Raw genomic sequence first — 19,186 nt, forward strand, 5'->3', positions numbered from 1 at the left:
GTAATATTCTCAACAGTGGAAATCCTTTGCTAGATAACAGTATAATTAAAAAATTTTCCAATAGAAATCAGAATAGCTTCAGAATCAAAAGCCTTATTGAGGAAAAAAAATCCACAGAAAATGATAGGATATTTGCAGATTTTGCAACGAGTAAATTTGAAAACAAAGAACAGAAAACTATGAATCAAACTCAGAACATCACTAATAATTACACTATCAGCATTAAAGCAGAGCCAAATCAAGATATTCGTAATCTTGCAGATGAAGTAATAAAAAGAATAAGAGAAAAATCACGTGATGTTATGTTCGATACGGTAGATCCCATTTACTGATGCTATCCCTTGGTCCATATAAATTTACTCCGATAAGTTTGAAATATAGCAAAGAGAAGCGTTGGAGTGTGGTTGAGTGTATTGGTAAGCAATTACTACAGAATATTGGCCAGGGAGCAGAAAATATAGATTTAGAAGGAGTAATTTATCTTCATAATGGATTAGATCAGTTAAAGAATATAAAAGAGGCAGAAGAACCTCACACTTTAGTTGATAGCATGGGAAATGTTTTGGGGCAATTTGTAATTACTCGCTTTGAAGAAAAGCAAACATCATTTTTCTCTTGTGGATTGCCAAAAAAAGTTGAATTCAGTTTAAGTTTGAAGCGTTATTCATGACTATATATTACTTAGCAAAAGAAAATGATATGTTAGACTATATTTGCTGGAAGCACTATGGATTTACTTCAGGAGCAGTAGAAATAGTATTAGAAGAAAACCCTGGACTTGCGGAATATGGAATTTTTACCGGCAGGACTGAAAATTAAGCTGCCTATAATTGAGAAACCTCTACAGAAATCAACCTTGAAGATTTGGGGGTAAGATGCAACCAGAGTTTATCATTGAAGGGTATGAATTAGCAAAAGACCGCTTGGTGTCAATGCATGTTACTGATGAATCAGGGACTATAGAAGATATAGCTGAAATATGTGTCGATTACAGGGATGATAACATAAAAGTTCCAAAAGAGCTAAAGATTGCTTTGGGATATAGAGAAACAGAGGTACTACCCATAGGTATATATAGAGTCAATGAAATTACAGTACAAAGTCCACCAAAAACCTTAATAATCAAAGCTCATGCAACAAATTTGATGATATCGCTAAAGGAAAAAGTATCCAGAGAATGGCACCAGATTACGTTAGGTAATTTAGTCAAGGAAATAGCAAATAAACATGGATATGGATACAAAGTTGCTGAGGAATTTAAAGACATATTAATACTACATATTGACCAAACTGAAGAGAGCGATATAAGTTTGTTGACTAGAATAGCTATAGAGCGCGAAGCCATGGCAAAACTGGCAGGAGGGTATATATTGTTTATTCCAAAAGGTGCAGCAAAGTCAGCAACGGGAAAAGCTTTAGGAACGACAACTATTAGACCTCAAGATACAATTAATTGGAAAGTGCATTTTACTGTACGTGATAAATACAATTCAGTAGTAGCGAAATGGCATAACTATGAAAAGGGAGAGACTATATCGGAAAGAGTAGGTAGCGGTGAACCAAGTTACGCTATACAAACAGTTTACTCAAATGCAGAATCAGCTTTAAGCTCTGCAAATGCCAGATTTAAACAACTACAGCGTAACAATGAGAATCTAGAGATGACAATACCAGGTAATCCAGAGTTATGTGCAGAGGCAAAACTTAATCTTGTAGGGTTCAATCAGGATATAGATGGTGAATGGGTAATTGATAGAGCAGAACATATTTTAAATAGCTCAGGATATCGTACTACATTATCAGCTTCTTTGAGTAATTATGTTTAAGAGAAAATAAGTACATTGTTGATTTAATGCAAAAAAAATGCCGAACATGAGCAAGAAACAAGCTACATTGTGGTTTATAGTGGTCATAGTATGTGTTGTTATTACGTATTACTATCAAAAACCCAAGGCTGCTGAGGAGTATCAGAAAATGTTAGAAGTAGCAGCTAAGAACTGTGACTTAGAAACTGTGAAATCATTAGTAAAAAAAAGTAGAAGTGATTCAAGTATTAGTGAAAAGGCATTATATTATGTTTCAGAGAAAGGATGCTTAGAAATTGTTACATTTCTATTAGATGAAGGAGTAGATATAAATATTAGCTTAGCACTACTTGGTGCTGCTGACGGTGGTCAATTAGAAGTTGTAAAACTTTTGTTGAAGAGAGGAGCCAACCCTTATATTAGAGGTTGGAAAGAACAAACTCCAAGAGCTAGAGCATTTAAAAGATCATTTTATTATAGAGATAAACCTTACAGAGAAATTATAGACCTGCTTGATCAGGCGGAAAAGCAATATAAGTCAGAGCAATAAAATTATAGTTATTTTCTCACAACACGCAGTACAAATTTTCAATAACACAAATTATGAAAAATCAAAAAATCCCAATTACAGTAATTATCACGTTATTAATACAAACAGTAGCATTCATATGGTGGTTATCCAAGCTAGACTCAAGGGTACAGCTTCACGATAAACTTATTGAATATGGTTTAATGGAAAAAGTGTTAGTACTTGAGGAGAGGGTAAAAAATCTTTCTGAAGAATTAGATGAGTTTAAATTGCAGGTTTTAAGCGGAAAAATTAAATCTTAATACCTTTACCTAAACTTACAATGATTAAATACATTTTGTCCGTTGATGGAGGTGGTATTAGAGGAATAATACCAGCCATTATTCTAGCAGAAATAGAGCAAAGGACAAGGAAACCGATAGCTGAAATCTTTGATCTAATGGCTGGTACTTCAACTGGTGGGATTGTTGTAGCAGGGTTATGCAGGAAAGATGAACAAGGAAATCCCCAATACTCAGCCAATGATTTAGTTGAATTTTACCAAGAATACGGGTCATATATTTTTAAATCTTCATTCTTCAGGCGATCAATATTATCTTGGTTTAACTGTACACAATACCCACATAAAAATATTGAATTTGTACTGGATAAATATTTTGGAGAGGATATTCTAAAAAACACATTAAGTAAGGTACTGATAACAAGTTATGATATTAACAACAACTATCCTTTCTTTTTTAAGAGCTGGAGAGAAGACAGAAATTTTATCAGGCTAAAAGATGCACTCAGAGCTACAACTGCAGCGCCCACTTATTTCATACCAAAACATCTAAAAATTGATCAGATAGACAGAGTATTAGTAGATGGTGGGGTATTTGCCAATAATCCTGCGGCTTGCGCATATGCAAGTGGTAAGAGGTTATTTCCAAATGATGAGATTATACTGTTATCAATAGGTACTGGCAGAACAGATAGAAGCATAGAGTATGCCAATTCAAAGAGATTTGGAAAAATAGGCTGGATAAAACCTTTGTTAAATGTGATGTTTGCCTCTGGATTGGACTGCGTAAATTATCAGATGAATCAAGTAATAGGCAATAGATACGTAAGAATACAATCGCAATTGAAGCTAGCGTCGGCTGACATGGATAATATTACATCAAAAAATATCAAATCTCTTCAGCAAGAGGCAAAGGCAATGATAGAGGATAATCAAAAAGTGATAGAGAAATTCTGTGATGTTTTATCTTGATACGTCAAATTCTGCAGAGCTAAACAAGTTTTTAGAATAGATATATTAAATACATAACTATTTTTACTTATATCTTAATATATTATTTAACACAATTCAATTTTCAAACTCATCAGTAGTTAAGCCACTTGCTCGCACAATAATATCAATAGCAACACCTGCCTTTGCTAGATTTTTTGCAACTTTGATCCTTTCTGTTTTTTTAACTTTTTCCTTGCCACTTTTCATATCTTCAGATAGAGATTTGACTAATGATTCTTGTTCTCCGTACTCATCCATTAAACTCAATAGCTTTTTGCTTTCTCTTGTTTTAGGTAGCAGAACTTTAATATTCACTGATAATGCATCTGATATTTTATATAATTTATCAAATGTTATAGCAGTATACCCTCTTTCATATTCGTGTATTTCCTTGAGTGTTAAACCAACTTTATCAGCCAAATCTTTTTGAGTGTATCTCCTTATCAATCTCCATTCTCTTATTCTTTGTCCTATTCTGTAATATATAGAATCAGTGCAGATTTCTCTCTCTGTACTATCATACTCGTAAATAGATAAACCCGTTGCCTGGGAAATAACATCAGTAGAAACTTCTTCTTTCACTAGATTTTTTGCTATTTCCAACCTTGCCTCTTCTTGATTAATTTTTTCGCTAATATGAACAAACCTGACTAATGAAGGTACTATTTTGCCTAACTTTTGATTCTCGTATATTTTTGTTAGATAAAGTATTTCCTCGTCTTCATCTTCATACTCTCTTACTGTTATTGATTTAGGTAATAGATCTACAACATTAACTGACAACACTCTTGCTATTACATATAGTACTTCAATTGGAATAGCGCTATAGCCATTCTCATAGCTGTTCACTTCTTGGTATGTTAAACCTATTTGACCTGCTAATCCTATTTGAGTATGACCTCGCATTAACCTACAATTTTCTATTTTTTGCCCTATTCCATAGCTAACATTGCTTGCAGAAACAAACACATATACCTCCTTTTAAGAAAAAAACTTTATTACTATAATTTTTTTACGAGCTATCCATCTAAAACCATATCAATAGATAAACCTACCGCTTGCAAAATAATATCAATAGAAATTCCACCTTTTACTAGATCCTTTGCAGCTTTGATCCTTTCCGCTTTTCTCACTTTTTCTTCACAAATCCTTATACCTTCAAACAGAGACTCTCTTAATGCATTACGTAGTTCTTGGCTCTCAATTTCTTTGTATTCTTTAATCAAATCAGGTAGCTCATTTTTCACTTTACTCCCTTCCTCTATTAGTAGATCCGTAATATTAATCGATAATGCTTCTGCCATTTCATATAATTTATCAAGTGGAACAGCAGTCCTTCCTTGTTCATAGTTACTTATTTCGTCACGTGTTGTGCTCATTCTCTCTGCTAAGTCCTTTTGAGTATACTCTCTCACTAGCCTCCATTCTTTTATCTTTTTTCCTATTTGGCAGTAGATAGAACCAACTTTTTCTTCAACACATTCATCAGCAGAGAGACCGATTGTTTTTGCAACAACATCAACAGAAATTCCTGCTTTAACCAGATCCTTTGCAATTTTTATTTTTTCCGATTTTCTACTACTTTTTTCACTGACTTGGACAAATTTGGTTAGCAAACAAAACATTCTACGTAACTCCTGATCGTTAATCTTTTTATATTCTCTTACTAGATTTAATATTTCTCCTTCCTCATTCTTAAAGCCGATTTTCTCCTTTGATGCAGGAATGAGATCAGTGATACTTACTGACAATGCTTCTGCTATAGCGTACAACCTTTCGATTGAAATTCTACGGTTCCCTTTCTCATATTGCAGTATTACCCAGTACTTTACACCAATTTTCTCAGCTAAATCCTTCTGAGTATAACCTCTCTCTAACCTCCAATTTTTCACTTTTTCCCCTACTTCACAGTCTAGACTTTTTTCCACGAAAACAACCATGCGTATAATATTTTCTACTATGGCTCAATTTTGTTAAGGCTCCAGATATAATGGTAAGAAAAAACCTCTGGAACCTTAAAGTTGACTGTAGACACATTAAAGTTTTCTAAAAGTTTCTTTACTACCTTCACGTATCCTATTTACCCACGGAGACAATACTTCATCATTACTAATCTCTTTTATAGCATACTTTTCATTCCATATGCCACATCTAGTGAAATTACCTCTTTCTACCACTTCCTTAAGCTTCACTCCCCCAAAGAGGCAATTTTTTCCTATTTCTTCGCCTCTTTTTTGTAACTCAGCCCACATTTCCTTGTTTTCTACTCTGACTTGTACTTGATCATATTTTTTTACATCGTGGTACAATATAACATTTAGCTTACCAATGCTCGTAGGAAATTCTAATACAACAGAACTTCCATCTGACATATCGGTATAGTTTCTTACACCTCCTTTCTCACTTTTAACCTCAACTGCATCATTACCAATTTTTAAAATACTACTTCCTAATTCTCTCAGTATTTTGGCTACTTCTATCTTACTATTCCCAGAAAATTCTATATACGATGTTGTATTATCTATCTCAACATCTATTAATTCTCCTTCTTGCACAGCACTTTCGCTAGCCTTCTCTAGTTCTTCTAGTCTCTTATCTATCTGTGGCTGAACTTCTGGCTGTAGCTCATTATAGATTTCACCTATCAATTTATTCTCCAATAAAGTATCATGAAACTCTGCACCGTTTAGCATTAATTTACGCATTATCTTTTTTCGATCAGTCTTATCAAATTTATGAAAATGTGTACCCAATACTACATACTCTGCAATGCTCCATTCCCCATCATTACATGCATTTAGCCTTGCTCCAGCAGCTAGCGCTTCGTCTACAGCCTTGTGCAGTTCATTTAGACTTTTTGCTCTTACCACAGCACTTTGAAGCCAGCTCAACTTTTCTGCACTTGGCTTTATTTTTTGCAAAGCTGAAGCAAATGGATTCAACCCTTCTGGATAATCTGCTTGATTACTCAAAGGTTTTGTGCCATATATGTAGTCAAGTCCTTTTCCATAGTTGATTTTGTTTTCGTGAATGTTTCTGCTAGGGAAAGGCATTGTATCTTCCGGTTTTATCTCCTTCTGATTATTAATTTTGCTCACAAACTTAGACTGCTTTATATCAACGCCTTCAAGAGCACCAAATATTTTCTTCAATAACTTGTCTTTACTAGTCATATAACCCCCATATTAAAAATACTTTTTAAGTATATAAATCTTAGTTTATACATTCTATTACTCAGTATAAATTATAATGAGTAGATTTGCAAATACTTTCTACTATAACAATCCGTTCTCTCGAAAGCTGAAATAGCCTCCACTTGTGATGATAATATGGTCAAACAATTTTACGCTTGCAGTACTACATGCTGCTGCTAAGCTCTTCGTTACTGCTTGATCTTCTTCTGACGGCTCTAAGCTTCCTCCAGGATGGTTATGTGACATTATTATTAATGTTGCATTTTTTATTAATGCTTTTTTTATAATCTCCTTTATGTATACCGGTGCTTTTTCCATTTCACCAATATAGGATTCTTCTCCGATTAGTTGGCGCCTTTTATTCAAATACAGTATTTTTACACATTCCCTTTCTGAGTGTCCTATACTTACGTTCAAATACTCTACTAGCCCTTGTAAGTCCATTATTGGCTCACTCTTGAGCTTTTCTCTCAGTACTCTTTCTAGTGTTTCCTTAACACACATAATCATTGCTACTGCAGAATCAGTTACTCCTTCTATAACTTTCAGGTCATCCATTTCTCTACCTAAAATCTTTCCTACTCCCGTATAAGTATTCACCAGATTTTTAGCAATTTCTTGAGCCTGTGGCCTTTCATGTACTGCACTTAGAAATGTTTCCATTATTTCACGATCAAGTAGTGCTTTGCCTTTGCTTTCTAATATTCTGAATTCGATTTCTTCTTTACTTTTATTCATATAATTTACCCTTCACTAACAACAAACTTTTTTTAAATATTTACTGCTGTTTTTTTATCAGCATTGGCATAGAGCCATAGCTTCCGAGTGAAGTCAAATCAATTTCTCAATCTTTTTTACTTATTTTTTTATCAAAAAGTAAAGATGTTAATAGATACTGATTTTTTTACTTAAATTTGTTGAATTTCGTCTAAAGAGATGCCTATTGTTTTTAAAATAATATTGATAGAAATTCCTTTTTTTACTAAGTCTTTTGCAATTTTGATCTTTTCTGCTCTTTTCACTTTTTCTTCGCAAATCCGTATGCCTTCAAATAGAGATCTTATTAATGCATTACGTAGTTCTTGACTTTCAATCTTTTTGTATTCTTTTATTAAATCAGGTAGTTCATTTTCTACTATCTCATCTTCTTCTATGAGCAGATCTGTAATGCTAATTGATAATGTTTCTGCTATTGCATATAATTTTTCCAGTGGAATGGCCACACGTCCTTGCTCATAGTTGCTTATTTCATCACGTGTTGTACTCATTTTTTCTGCTAAATCCTTCTGAGTATATTCCCGCACTAGTCTCCATTCTTTTATCTTTTTTCCTATTTGGTAGTAGATAGAACCCGTTTTTTCTTCAACACATTCATCAGCAGATAGACCAATTGTTTTTGAAACAGTATCAACAGAAACTCCTGCTTTAACCAGACCCTTTGCAATTTTTACTTTCTCTGCTTTCCTACTACTTCTTTCACTGACTTGGACAAATTTGGTTAGCAAACAAAACATCTTACGTAATTCCTGATCATTAATCTTTTTATATTCTCTTACTAGATTTAGTATTTCTTCTCCCTCATCTTCAAGACAGATTTTTTCATTTGATACAGGAATTAGGTCTACAATACCAATCGACAATATCTCTGCTATAGCATACAACTTTTCAATCGAAATTTTACGTGTTCCTTTTTCATATTGTAGTACTACTTGATACGTTACACTGACTTTCTTCGCTAAATCTTTTTGAGTATATCCTCGCTTTAACCTCCAGTTCCTTACTTTTTGTGCTATCTGATACCTTATTGAGATGTTTGCCATAAATATTATACATGTTAATACTACCAAACAAAGATATACAAAAACTTCTATGTTTGCATTTTAGTTGAATATTTCTTCACAATTGTGTATAATTATTAATGCTTTTTAAGTCGATTCCCTATGGCTCTTTCAAAATTTTTAGATCCTAAGCTTGATTTAACATTTAAGAAAATATTCGGTACTGAAAAAAATAAGAATATCCTTATTCACTTTTTGAATGATATTTTGGGGTTTACTGAAATAAATACTATACAAGAAGTTGAATTCCTTAGCACCATTATGGACCCTGAAATTGCCTCTGATAAGCAGAGTATTGTTGATGTTCTGTGCAGAGATTCCACTGGGGCCAGATACGTGATTGAGATGCAACTCGCTCGTGATAAAGGCTTCGAAAAACGGGCTCAATTATATGCTGCTAAGGCTTACTCAAGGCAGGCTGATAAAGGTGGTAAGTACATTGATTTAAAGAAGGTTTTCTTTATTGCTATTTCTAATTGTAATTTATTTCCTGATAAGCTTGATTATATATCTAGCCATACCATAAGAGATGAAAAAACTAATGAGCATGACTTAAAAGATTTTCAATTTATCTTCATTGAGTTACCAAAGTTTCCCAAAAGTAGAGAAGAGCAGCTAGAAAATGTAGTAGATCGTTGGCTATTTTTCTTTAAATATGCAGAAGAAACAACTGATGAAGATTTAAGAAAAATAGCAGAAAAATCACCAATAATAAAGCTAGCATATGATGAATTAGATAAGTTCCATTGGAATGAGAAGGACCTATTAGCTTATGAAGAAAGGGTAATGGATTTACAGAAAGAAGCTGCTATCTTGGAACAAAAACTTGATGATGCTAAACATGAAGGCATCCAAATCGGCCATCAAAAAGGTAAAATTGAAGGTAAAATTGAAGTAGCAAAAAACTCGCTCAAGGCCGGTGTTTCTATAGATGTTATAGCTCAAATTACTGGTCTCTCTCATTCTGAAATTTCACAACTCAAAGAAAAAACATAATATCCCTACTTATTCACTTCAACATTGATGAAAATCTTTCCTAAGTTAGACATATCCCCTAATTAAGAATCTAGTGAACTGTCTAAAATGGCTATAAAGATTGCACATAGAATTATATAAATTACTATCATAACATTACCCAAACTTCTATATCAAAGCTACGTGCTGTAAGTTCAATATGGAAAACACATTAACCACTTATTTACCAATTCTAGTCTTGTATTTCTTATTCCTATTTCATCCATTTTAGTATTGGGATCATCAAACTTAGTCTGGTATCCCTAATTATTTTGGCTACCCTCACTTTAAATTTTCCACTACTTGGCATATTATAGCTCCACCTCTTATATTATAACCTACCTATTGAGATTACCCCTCCAAGTTTGGTTACTCCTATCTCAGAAAGACAATTTGATACTTCTGAATAGCTGTGAACTGAAGCATTACTTAAATAACTTTGAGGCTCTAAATTCATTTGCTTTGCACCATCAACTTCTAATCTACCATCTCCGTTGTGTAATATCTGCTCTATTGATTGACTTAGCAGCCCATTATTAAATTGAGCTATAAACTTGTCAAACTTTTTAGAACTTAATTTACCAGGACATCCTGCTTCTCTACTAGGACATGCTTTCTCTAAATACGAGCTTAAAACTCCTGAGATCTCATTAAATTGACCTCTTACGACTTTTCTAACAATATCTTTCTGCATTCCCATATAATCAATATTTAGTCGATGCATTGATACACCACTTTTTAATCCAGCTTGCTCTACTACTTTCTCAAATCCCTTTGTAATATTGAGTGCATAGCCCTGTGCTTCTAGTGGAGATATAGACTGATCTACTGTAGAAATATACTTCTGACCTGTAAATCTTCTAATCAATAAGTCAAATAAAATTATTGTACCATTAAAGTCAACCTGTGATAGATAGTGATCTCCCATTTCTAATATTGTATTTCTACCCTTAGGCTTAAATTTAACAGGTGCTTGCCTTTCACACATTCGTTTTAGATTTGCATTTACATAATCGACGTTGTCTCGAAAGAAACCTCCATTTTTTTGTCTTTTATCTGTATCATCAGATGGTAATGTGGTACCTGTGAGACTACTATTACTTATCGACGCTTTGGCAAATTGCCCATCAAATTGTGATACTGAACTTGCAGTCCCCTCAGATTGAGAACTCAATAATCTACCTACAGAGCTTTTCACCAAAGAAATACAATAATTTATCCATGAAAATGGTCTTATACCACTGCTTGCTGCTATTTCAGGTTGATTACTTGAATTTATAGCAAGAGGTTTACGTGATAAGTGATGACGACTATGATCTCCATGATGATGACGGCGTTTGCGTCCTCCTCTTCCTTCACTGAGCTTTTCTTCTAAATATTCCACAATCTTATTGTGCCCCTTATCTTTAGCAATATCTAGAGGTGCTCTACCGTCAGCAGTTAAAGCATTGACATCAGCACCCTTTTCAACAAAATATTTAACTACATTTAATGAACCCAATTGAACAGCCCAATGAAGAGGTGTCCAACCTTCATTATCTTTGACCTTAATATCAGCACTGTTATCTAAAAGAAGTTCAATTATATTAAAATTATTCTTTTGAATGGCCCAAAATAAAGGAGTCCAACCCTGCCTATCTTGAATATTAACATTAGCACCTCGTCTGATACTTTCTCTCACTTTTTCAAGATCTCCTTTTTCTGCAGCAATTAATAATTCTTTATCTAGATTTAATTGTTTTTGTTTCAAAACTTCTACTATATCTTCGTAACCCTTTTGAATAGCTAGGTCTAAGGATGTCTTGCCGTACATGTCTGTAGCCTTTAAATTAGCACCCCTGTCAAGAAGTAGATTTACTACATTTAACCTGTTTACATCAACAGCAATATGCAAAGGTTTCCTATTGTATGCATCTTGAGCCTCAATATTAGCACCTTTGTCAAGAAGAAATTGAACCATATTTGAATTACCTTCTTGAGCTGCAAAGTGCAAGGGTGTTCCTTGATATGTGATCTCATTATTAAACTTGGCACCCTGAGCTATAAGGAACTTGACCGCATCCCATTTACTTCCCTGAGCGGCATAGATTATAGGTGTCCAACCATTATTACTATCTTGAGTATCTAAGCTAGCGCCTCGAACTACAAAATCCTTAACTTCATTAAGATTACCACCTTGTACTGCAGTTAACAACTGCCTATCTAGACCTAATTGTGTTTGTTGTAAGTATTCTACAACATTATTATATCCTTTATCTCTAGCAAGATCTAGCGGTGTTTTACCATTCCTATCTTTAGCATTGACATTGGCTCCCTTACCTACCAGGTATTCTATTATATTAAGATGGCCATTCCAAGAAGCCCAGTGCAGAGACATCCAGCCGTCTTTGTCAACCTCATTAACACTTACTCCTTTATTAAGAAGAAGTTCTATAATATTTTTATTATCGTGCTCAGCAGCAATGTGTATAGGCTCTCTGCCATAAACGTTTTGAGCATTAATACTAGCCCCTTTGTCAATGAGAAACTTTGCAACTTCTAAACAGCCTTTCGACGCTGTATAATGTAGCGGTGTCCAACCATAGTTACTGGTATCATCAACGCTTACCCCCTTACCGAGAAGGAACTCTATAATATCTTTGTAATTCTTTTCAGCAGCAATGTGTATAGGTTTCCTACCAAAAATGCCCACTTCTATAGCATTAACACTAGCACCCTGACCAACAAATTTTTTGACTTCAGAGAGATCTCCATTTTCTGTGGCAGTCAATAATTTTTTGTCTAATTCTGTTTGTTTTAAAAATCCTACTATGTCTGTATAATTCCCTTGAATAGCCAAGTCTAAAGGTGTTTTTCCATCGCTAGTTTTAGCTTCAATATTAGCCCCTCGACTTGAAAGTACTCTAACTATATCAAGCCTGTCTTTGAAAACTGCATGATGTAAAGGTGTCTGGTCATCTTTGATTTTAGCTTCAATGTTAACACCTTTATCTATAAGAAATTCAATTATTTTAGGTGTAGTATTATTGTGCTGAATAGCCACATGCAAAGGTGTTAAACCATCATTAGTTTTAGCTTCAATGTTAGCCCTTTTATCTATAAGAAGCTCAATTATTTTCAATTGACCATAAGCATTTGCTATATGTAACGGTGTTTCTCCAATATTAGTTTTAGCCTCAATATTAGCATTTCGATTTAAAATTGCCCTGGATGTATCAAGCTTATTATCGTTATCAGAAGCATAGTGCAAAGGTGCCCAACCACGCCTATCTCTAATATTAACATCTGCACCCATACTGAGAAGATTCTTAACTTCACTAAGATTATTTCGTCTCACAGCATCAAACAGTTGCTCTGTAGATAGAATTGCTTTTTCTTTATTAAATTCCACTATAACATCTTCTGAGTTACAAATAGAAGCTATACACTTTGAGTTAGAAACTATTGCATCATTAAAAGCAAACATCATTTCTCTTGCTGGTTGGTAAGTATTCCAATTTTCTATTTTTACAAGAGTGTTATTTTTATGTGATAGCAATAAGGTATCATTCATAACTTTCATATCGAAATCTAATATAGACTTACCTTTCAAATCAACCAAACCAATATCATTCTTATTAATAGGCTGATTATGATAAATCTGTAACCCTTGCTCATCTGGTTGGTAATATCTGAAAGAACTAAATTCATCAGCTCTTTCTCCAAATTCTTCTGGTTCCATAATTTTGTCGCTCAACTCTATGGATAAATCCCAGTTTTTATGAACAGAAGAATAGTAATCCGATATTGATAATGCTCCTCTATCTGATAACAATAGCAAATCATTATTTAGCTTCAAAAAAAGTACTTTGTCTGAGTCAAATGTGAAACAATTATGATGATTTAAAAGATCAGTACCATTAACACTAAATCTTCCATCTATTCTCAAACTATGAGAGCAATAATCTCGCTCTAATTCTCCATTCTGAAGTTTGTAATATTCTTCCCCATCAAATGTAACTGTGACATCTTTATAATCTGGTAGCAAGGTTACATTTAGGCCATTTTTATTAATCTTTATTTCCCCTTTATCGTTTTCTATAAATGGCATATCATTTAATGTACTATTTAATTGGCTAAAATCTAATATACCATTTGCTTGAGCAATCGTAATATTAGCGTTTCTGTTATCGAAAAGATAAAGATGACTTATATTACTTGGAGCTTCCCAGTAAAAATTATGATGTTCTTTATCAGGATAAAAAATATGATTACTGGAACTACCTATAGTACTATGATAATTAGCACTTGATAATTGCTTTGTAATATTAAAGTTTGAATTTTCTATTTTTCTTAAATTATCTAATTCATCATCTAACACAATATCACCTCTCAAGCTTTTTGTCACATGCAAGTTTGTTACTATGCCAGTCTTATCATCTATTTTCGTTGGTGTTACAAATAAACCATCTGCTGTTTTTACCGATGTTTGTTTATCTACACTTATAAAAGCCCCACTTTTATTATAGATGGTTGTTATGTTATTAACGTGGGTTATGTTATCTATATCATTAAAATTTATCGGTAATAATACTAAACCTTTCCCATGAATTGAATCACCAAAATAACCCCTGATTGTAGTAAAGTTTTTTACTGTTATTACATCATTGCCACCTTTACCATCTATATAATCTGCATGAGAAACTTCTATATGATTAGCTTTGTTGCTGCCAATAATAGAATGTATGTTTATTGAATCTGTAGTAAGATTACCTTGTGTTATAACTATGTTCTTTTGTCCATCTGCTTCTAAATCACAAGAAAACTTTCCTGTTATATAAAAAAAATTGCTACCTGGATTATGCACCTTACAGCTATCTAGCAACTTTTCAAAATAGTACCTATTCTCTCTCCTTCTATTTTGATTACCGTTAAGAGCATCCTTTTCTTGAAAAACAACATCAATATTAGCATTTTGAGATGGTATATAATACATGCTTCCATACCCACGTGAATTTGTATTTCTATATATAACTGCATTATAACAGTCGCTAGGGTATTCTTGTAAAAACCACTTTTCAAATGTTCTATTCAGCAATATGTTACTATGACTATATAAATCATCACATCCTGAACCAATTCCATTTACGACACAGTCATTACAGGGAGAGTTATCAACTTTTACTTTAATATCACTATCACGTGGTCCACAAACAACATTATAACTTTCAATGTTTGTAGGAATCATTCTAGAATTAATATCACTGATATAAAACGGATATTTAACATTCGTACTAAACTCAAAATCAAACTTAGTATCAACTATTTTTGTGTTAGTACGACAGTAAACTCTGAAGAGTTGTATCTCCGCATCACCACGCTTTTCCTTTGTAACCAATATATTAGGTAACGACATAACTATTTTATCATAATTACCTTTATATTGGCTTATAAGCTTTAATATATATTGTTTATATATACTTTTTGCTTCTATATCATTTTCTATATAATCTGGTACTTTTTTACCAAGAAAGAAATCCCAATACAAGTCATGTTTCTCTTGATCTGTAAGTTTTATATGTTCTCCTAATTTTTCTACCTCAAGTCCTGCTTCTACAAATTGTGCTATAATGATTACAGTAACTGAAATAGCAGCGCCAACCGGACCGGCAAATTCTCCTACTATTCCAGTTTCTAGACCTGCTACTGACATTGTTTCTGTAACAATTGCAGGTACATCTGCAGCTATAAAAATGGAATTAGTTGCGATGTTTAGGTCAGCAATCTTCATATCTATAGGATCTGTCGCACTCTGACGAGCTTTTATTGATTCCGCTAACCCTAAAAATGCCGCAAAATTACTTATAGCACGCCCCATAACTGGAGCAAACCCCTTCAACATCTGAGAATCAAGCTTTGTTCCCAACTCTAATATCTTTCCAGAGATTTTTTCACCAATTTTTGGCATTACCCAGAGATTTAATGCATCGTAGCCTAATCCCTCTATATCTCCATTTGCTATATGCTTACCAACTAAAAATGCTGTAAAGGCAAGACCTGCACCTTCTGCTACTTTTCCTATTTTTTCTGCCACTCCGGATCTTCTCAGAATATTTTTCACTTCTTCTTTGTTCTCTATATTATCCTTCATTTCTTTCACAATATCCCTAATCTCTGGATCTATTGAACCTAGATCTATATCTTTAATCTTTGCTACAAATGCTTCTTCAACATTTTTATCTATAATTTCACCTTCAGATATCTTCTGAGAAACCTTGAAAAGCTGATCATAAAACTCAATATTCTTTACTCTTTCTGCTACCTTGTCAGCATTGAATAACTCTTTGATACGCTGTTCTTTTTCCTCCTCTGTAATCTTTTCTTCATCAAATGAATCCATGCAGGCCATATTTACACTTCTTTCTCTTCTTGGTTTTTTACTTGGTGGATATTCCGGTGATGAAGATTCTCTTTTAGAACACCGCCTTAAATGAGGGCGTAAAATATGAGAGCTATGACCTACTTTAAGAGAAATAAACCCTTCCTTATTCGTTCTGCTTGTTAAAATCAGTTTACGCGGATCATCAGACCCTTTATCAAAAACAACACCGATAAATTTTACCTCATCACCATCTGTTAGTGTTTTATAGGTAACACCTTCTTTGTATTCTTCATTTATTTGATCATTTGCTTCCCTCAATAAAGCTTGAGCTCCTTTGCCCTGCCTTGATGTCTTAAGTTCCAACCCTATTGGTGTGTACTCCTCAGCATTTCCACCTTGAGCTACAAACTTAATACCATGAACTAGCATATCAATACGTTCCCCTCTACCAGTTTGAAACTCAGTTAAAACTAACGCTCTAGTTTCTGGTGATTCTTGTAATTTTAGGTCGCTATAATAACTAAACACTCCATTCAATATTCCTTGGAAATGAGCTTCTTTATTAACGAGACTCTTAAAAGGGAATATTCCTTCTCCAATTTTTTCTAACAATTTATTATATTCGTCTATTGATAAAGACTGAGCATCTAATGCTTGATCAAATGTTTCTTTTAACTTACTAGAATAAGGAACTTCTTTGAAAGTACCTTGAAATCTCTCAGCTCCGTTGTTGTATTCTTGTAAAGAATTGTATTTTTCAGTCCAAATAGTAAGATATCTTTTAAAATCTGACTTGTATCTAGTATCAAAATTAAGATTTAATTCGACTATTTCCCTATTCCCTATTTCTCTGTTTAACCTATCAAGAGGGAGCACTTCATTTAGCATGTTCAGAACATCTTTTCTGTTAGCTTCAACAATATTTATCACATAAACCAACTTCTCTATATTCTCTGGAATGAGCACCATTGTTACAACTGCATGGCTTGCATCAAGATTAGCCGATAGTCTTTCTCTGGCTCTTTCAGCTGCTGGACGTCTAATCCTACGAAGATTAGGATGTACCTCGGTAGGTATATTGTTTCCATAGATAAAAATGTATTTTTTGAAACCAGTTTTTAAATCTTCAATTCTATTTAACAGTAGTGATTGTCCCAGTAAAAACCTGCTAAAATAATGATTATCTCCCTTCTCCGGTGTACCAGGAAACGTATGATAAATACGCTCTAAATTATCTTTCACCTGTCCTTTTAATTCTATTGTTCCAATCCTTTGCGTATCCCAGTCATCAGCAGATTTTAGCATATCTTGAAAAAGAGGGATTATTTCTTCTCCACGATTTGATACTTTAATATCAGAGATAGGAGACGGATTATCAAGGTTGACACCAACACATAAAATGTTATCCGCAGTAGTTAAAACTCGCTGAACATTTGGTTGGAAACCTTGTGCATACCTTTCTGCTTGTTGCAAAGCCTTATCTGGAGTAGAATTAGGACCTTCTCCCGCTTTTAACTCAATAATAATGGGAATAGAGTCTAATGCACGATCAGGACCACGAGCTAGCAGGATAATATCTGCATAACCCCTACCTGCAAATTGCTCTGGATAAACTCTAAGATTATACCTATAGTGGAAATTCATGAAAACGCCTACCATAAATCCATGATGTGCTGCTTCACGTGCACTATTATCATAGACTACTGATCCTGTATATTTAGAGTGAACATTACTAATTTTTTTGACAATTTCCTTCAAAGACCTACTAACTGTCCGTGCACGGGAACTAACCAGTTTTTCTATATCACCTTCTGGATTACTCCATATTCCTTTTTCCACTTCATGAAATTCTCTGCTAGTAGCAGAATCAAGTATCCCTTTAGTTTCCATATCAACAAAAATACCATCCTTTCCTTTATAGATCTGTACTAATCTGGATTTTATTCTATCTTGAATTTCATTCTTAATATTTAGGATCTCATTCTCAACGTTTCGATTTCTAATCCTACCTCTATCTATATTATTTCTTAATATGCTCTCCAATTCATTAACAGTAAACTGATGGCCACGCTTACCTTCTGAAATGGAAAATAAATCTATATTATTAATAGCGTCTTCAGCATTTCCAATTTGACCATTTTTAACAATAGCTACTTTTAAAGTTTTCGAAGTATCAAAACTAAAATAAATCTTTTTAATATTTAACTTTTCTGCAATCTTTGTATCCGGCAAAATAGAAAAACTACCTAGGAAGAAGTGCGTAAAAAACCCTGCTTTTTTTACAGAGTGTAAATAAGATGGAATCTGATCCACAAATGACTGAAATCTTGTTTCGAAAGATCTAAAATCCTCTTCTTGCTTGCTTGTGCCAACTTCTGTACCTGCTTCCTCTATTAATAACTGTATCAACTCAAAATCTTGTGGCCTTCCTTTACCCATGACTTTTTTTAAACCTTTTGCAAGCTCTTTATTATTAGAGATAATATTCCTTTCAAGACCAAAATTATAATGGTTTCGGTTGCCTGGAGTACCAACATGAAATAACTGTATTTGAATATTCCCGTTGTTATATTGACTTCTAGTTGCACCAGAAACACTAATCCTTGCGCTAAGCATTTCACTCATTGCTCTTATTTCAGGTTCATCTCCCCAAGTATTAAGTTTTCTCATATTTTCTAAGTAATCTTCGAAACTGAGTCCACTTTCACCTTCAACAAAATCTCTGAACTCGTTTCTATGAGAACTTATGTGATCAACTACTCGATTACGAAATACGTTTCTTACTAAATTTGCAAATGTATCATCATAATTGGCAGTACTTAAATTCCTTACCAAATTCCTAATACGATCTAAATTTTGAATTACAGCTCCTTCATTTCCAAATAGTACTTCATACCTTTGTCGAAATAAAGCATCGTCGTTTCTGACAGGTATTAAGTAAGCCATAGTAACAGACCAAAACAAGCAACTACCGTCTCCTGGAACATCGATTCTTTTAAATCTACTTTCACTTTCAGAATTAGAGTCAGACCTACGATAACGCTTGAAATGAGGAAATTCTCTAGCTTGCTCTATATATTGCATTTCATCCGATAATTCAGTAATCTTTGAATTAACATCTTCTTTTTTTAGATGATCTGTTGGATATTGTATCTTGAACATAAACCCCCTT

At 33.6% G+C, this 19,186-nt stretch carries 13 protein-coding genes and 1 pseudogene; 8 read left to right on the forward strand and 6 right to left on the reverse strand.

What is annotated here, in order from left to right:
• The first annotated feature begins 26 nt into the window (after positions 1-26).
• The 7 genes and pseudogenes from ABWU32_RS03795 to ABWU32_RS03825 all read left to right on the forward strand — a co-directional run bounded on the left by ABWU32_RS03795 (position 27) and on the right by ABWU32_RS03825 (position 3,586).
• A complete protein-coding gene (locus ABWU32_RS03795) occupies positions 27-332 on the forward strand; it encodes a hypothetical protein (protein ID WP_353278926.1) in 306 nt (101 codons plus the stop codon).
• On the forward strand, positions 332-670 hold the full coding sequence (locus ABWU32_RS03800) for a phage tail protein (RefSeq protein WP_114517600.1): 339 nt from the start codon (positions 332-334) through the stop codon (positions 668-670). The genes ABWU32_RS03795 and ABWU32_RS03800 overlap by 1 nt, the downstream gene beginning before the upstream one ends.
• Positions 667-874: pseudogene (locus ABWU32_RS03805) on the forward strand (tail protein X). The gene ABWU32_RS03800 and the pseudogene ABWU32_RS03805 overlap by 4 nt, the downstream one beginning before the upstream one ends.
• Before the next feature lies 1 nt (position 875).
• Positions 876-1,826, forward strand: a complete 951-nt coding sequence (locus ABWU32_RS03810) for a phage late control D family protein (protein ID WP_253303112.1) — start codon at positions 876-878, stop codon at positions 1,824-1,826.
• A 46-nt stretch (positions 1,827-1,872) separates the two neighbouring features.
• Positions 1,873-2,355 carry an ankyrin repeat domain-containing protein gene (locus ABWU32_RS03815; RefSeq protein WP_353278928.1) on the forward strand — a complete coding sequence of 161 codons (483 nt, stop codon included), beginning with the start codon at positions 1,873-1,875 and terminating at the stop codon, positions 2,353-2,355.
• A 53-nt stretch (positions 2,356-2,408) separates the two neighbouring features.
• Positions 2,409-2,636, forward strand: a complete 228-nt coding sequence (locus ABWU32_RS03820; protein WP_353278930.1) for a hypothetical protein — start codon at positions 2,409-2,411, stop codon at positions 2,634-2,636.
• A gap of 20 nt (positions 2,637-2,656) precedes the next feature.
• The gene (locus ABWU32_RS03825; protein WP_353278932.1) at positions 2,657-3,586 is read left to right on the forward strand and encodes a patatin-like phospholipase family protein; all 930 of its coding nucleotides are present in this window, start codon (positions 2,657-2,659) and stop codon (positions 3,584-3,586) included.
• Positions 3,587-3,682: 96 nt separating this feature from the next.
• Here ABWU32_RS03825 and ABWU32_RS03830 read toward each other — a convergent pair whose 3' ends face one another.
• From ABWU32_RS03830 to ABWU32_RS03850, 5 genes are all read right to left on the reverse strand, one after another.
• On the reverse strand, positions 3,683-4,513 hold the full coding sequence (locus ABWU32_RS03830) for a helix-turn-helix domain-containing protein (protein WP_410529961.1): 831 nt from the start codon (positions 4,511-4,513) through the stop codon (positions 3,683-3,685).
• 113 nt (positions 4,514-4,626) lie between these two features.
• Positions 4,627-5,547: a helix-turn-helix domain-containing protein gene (locus ABWU32_RS03835; protein WP_341812893.1), complete on the reverse strand. Its 921-nt coding sequence runs from the start codon at positions 5,545-5,547 to the stop codon at positions 4,627-4,629.
• Positions 5,548-5,643: 96 nt separating this feature from the next.
• Positions 5,644-6,780, reverse strand: coding sequence for a hypothetical protein (locus ABWU32_RS03840; RefSeq protein ID WP_353278935.1), 1,137 nt, complete (start codon positions 6,778-6,780; stop codon positions 5,644-5,646).
• Between the two features lie 102 nt (positions 6,781-6,882).
• Positions 6,883-7,539 (reverse strand): RadC family protein, encoded by a 657-nt coding sequence (locus ABWU32_RS03845; protein ID WP_341812895.1) that lies wholly within the window; start codon positions 7,537-7,539, stop codon positions 6,883-6,885.
• A 170-nt stretch (positions 7,540-7,709) separates the two neighbouring features.
• Positions 7,710-8,621: a helix-turn-helix domain-containing protein gene (locus ABWU32_RS03850; RefSeq protein ID WP_353278937.1), complete on the reverse strand. Its 912-nt coding sequence runs from the start codon at positions 8,619-8,621 to the stop codon at positions 7,710-7,712.
• A gap of 120 nt (positions 8,622-8,741) precedes the next feature.
• Here ABWU32_RS03850 and ABWU32_RS03855 point away from each other — a divergent pair, with 120 nt between their 5' ends.
• Positions 8,742-9,635: an Rpn family recombination-promoting nuclease/putative transposase gene (locus ABWU32_RS03855; protein WP_264686103.1), complete on the forward strand. Its 894-nt coding sequence runs from the start codon at positions 8,742-8,744 to the stop codon at positions 9,633-9,635.
• Between the two features lie 349 nt (positions 9,636-9,984).
• Here the strand turns inward: ABWU32_RS03855 and ABWU32_RS03860 are convergent, their stop codons facing one another.
• Entirely contained in the window at positions 9,985-19,176 is a 9,192-nt protein-coding gene (locus ABWU32_RS03860) for an ankyrin repeat domain-containing protein (RefSeq protein WP_353278940.1), read from the reverse strand.
• Positions 19,177-19,186 lie beyond the last annotated feature (10 nt).

Source organism: Wolbachia endosymbiont (group A) of Udea olivalis (assembly GCF_964028365.1).
Taxonomy (GTDB): Bacteria; Pseudomonadota; Alphaproteobacteria; order Rickettsiales; family Anaplasmataceae; genus Wolbachia; species Wolbachia pipientis.

Excerpts from the sequence above, each read along its gene's own strand:
- ABWU32_RS03800 (WP_114517600.1), top strand. The coding sequence starts at position 332 with ATGCTATCCCTTGGTCCATATAAATTTACTCCGATAAGTTTGAAATAT.
- ABWU32_RS03810 (WP_253303112.1), top strand. The coding sequence starts at position 876 with ATGCAACCAGAGTTTATCATTGAAGGGTATGAATTAGCAAAAGACCGC.
- ABWU32_RS03815 (WP_353278928.1), top strand. The coding sequence starts at position 1,873 with ATGAGCAAGAAACAAGCTACATTGTGGTTTATAGTGGTCATAGTATGT.
- ABWU32_RS03820 (WP_353278930.1), top strand. The coding sequence starts at position 2,409 with ATGAAAAATCAAAAAATCCCAATTACAGTAATTATCACGTTATTAATA.
- ABWU32_RS03825 (WP_353278932.1), top strand. The coding sequence starts at position 2,657 with ATGATTAAATACATTTTGTCCGTTGATGGAGGTGGTATTAGAGGAATA.
- ABWU32_RS03830 (WP_410529961.1), bottom strand. The coding sequence starts at position 4,513 with ATGCGAGGTCATACTCAAATAGGATTAGCAGGTCAAATAGGTTTAACA.
- ABWU32_RS03835 (WP_341812893.1), bottom strand. The coding sequence starts at position 5,547 with ATGGTTGTTTTCGTGGAAAAAAGTCTAGACTGTGAAGTAGGGGAAAAA.
- ABWU32_RS03840 (WP_353278935.1), bottom strand. The coding sequence starts at position 6,780 with ATGACTAGTAAAGACAAGTTATTGAAGAAAATATTTGGTGCTCTTGAA.
- ABWU32_RS03845 (WP_341812895.1), bottom strand. The coding sequence starts at position 7,539 with ATGAATAAAAGTAAAGAAGAAATCGAATTCAGAATATTAGAAAGCAAA.
- ABWU32_RS03850 (WP_353278937.1), bottom strand. The coding sequence starts at position 8,621 with ATGGCAAACATCTCAATAAGGTATCAGATAGCACAAAAAGTAAGGAAC.
- ABWU32_RS03855 (WP_264686103.1), top strand. The coding sequence starts at position 8,742 with ATGGCTCTTTCAAAATTTTTAGATCCTAAGCTTGATTTAACATTTAAG.
- ABWU32_RS03860 (WP_353278940.1), bottom strand. The coding sequence starts at position 19,176 with ATGTTCAAGATACAATATCCAACAGATCATCTAAAAAAAGAAGATGTT.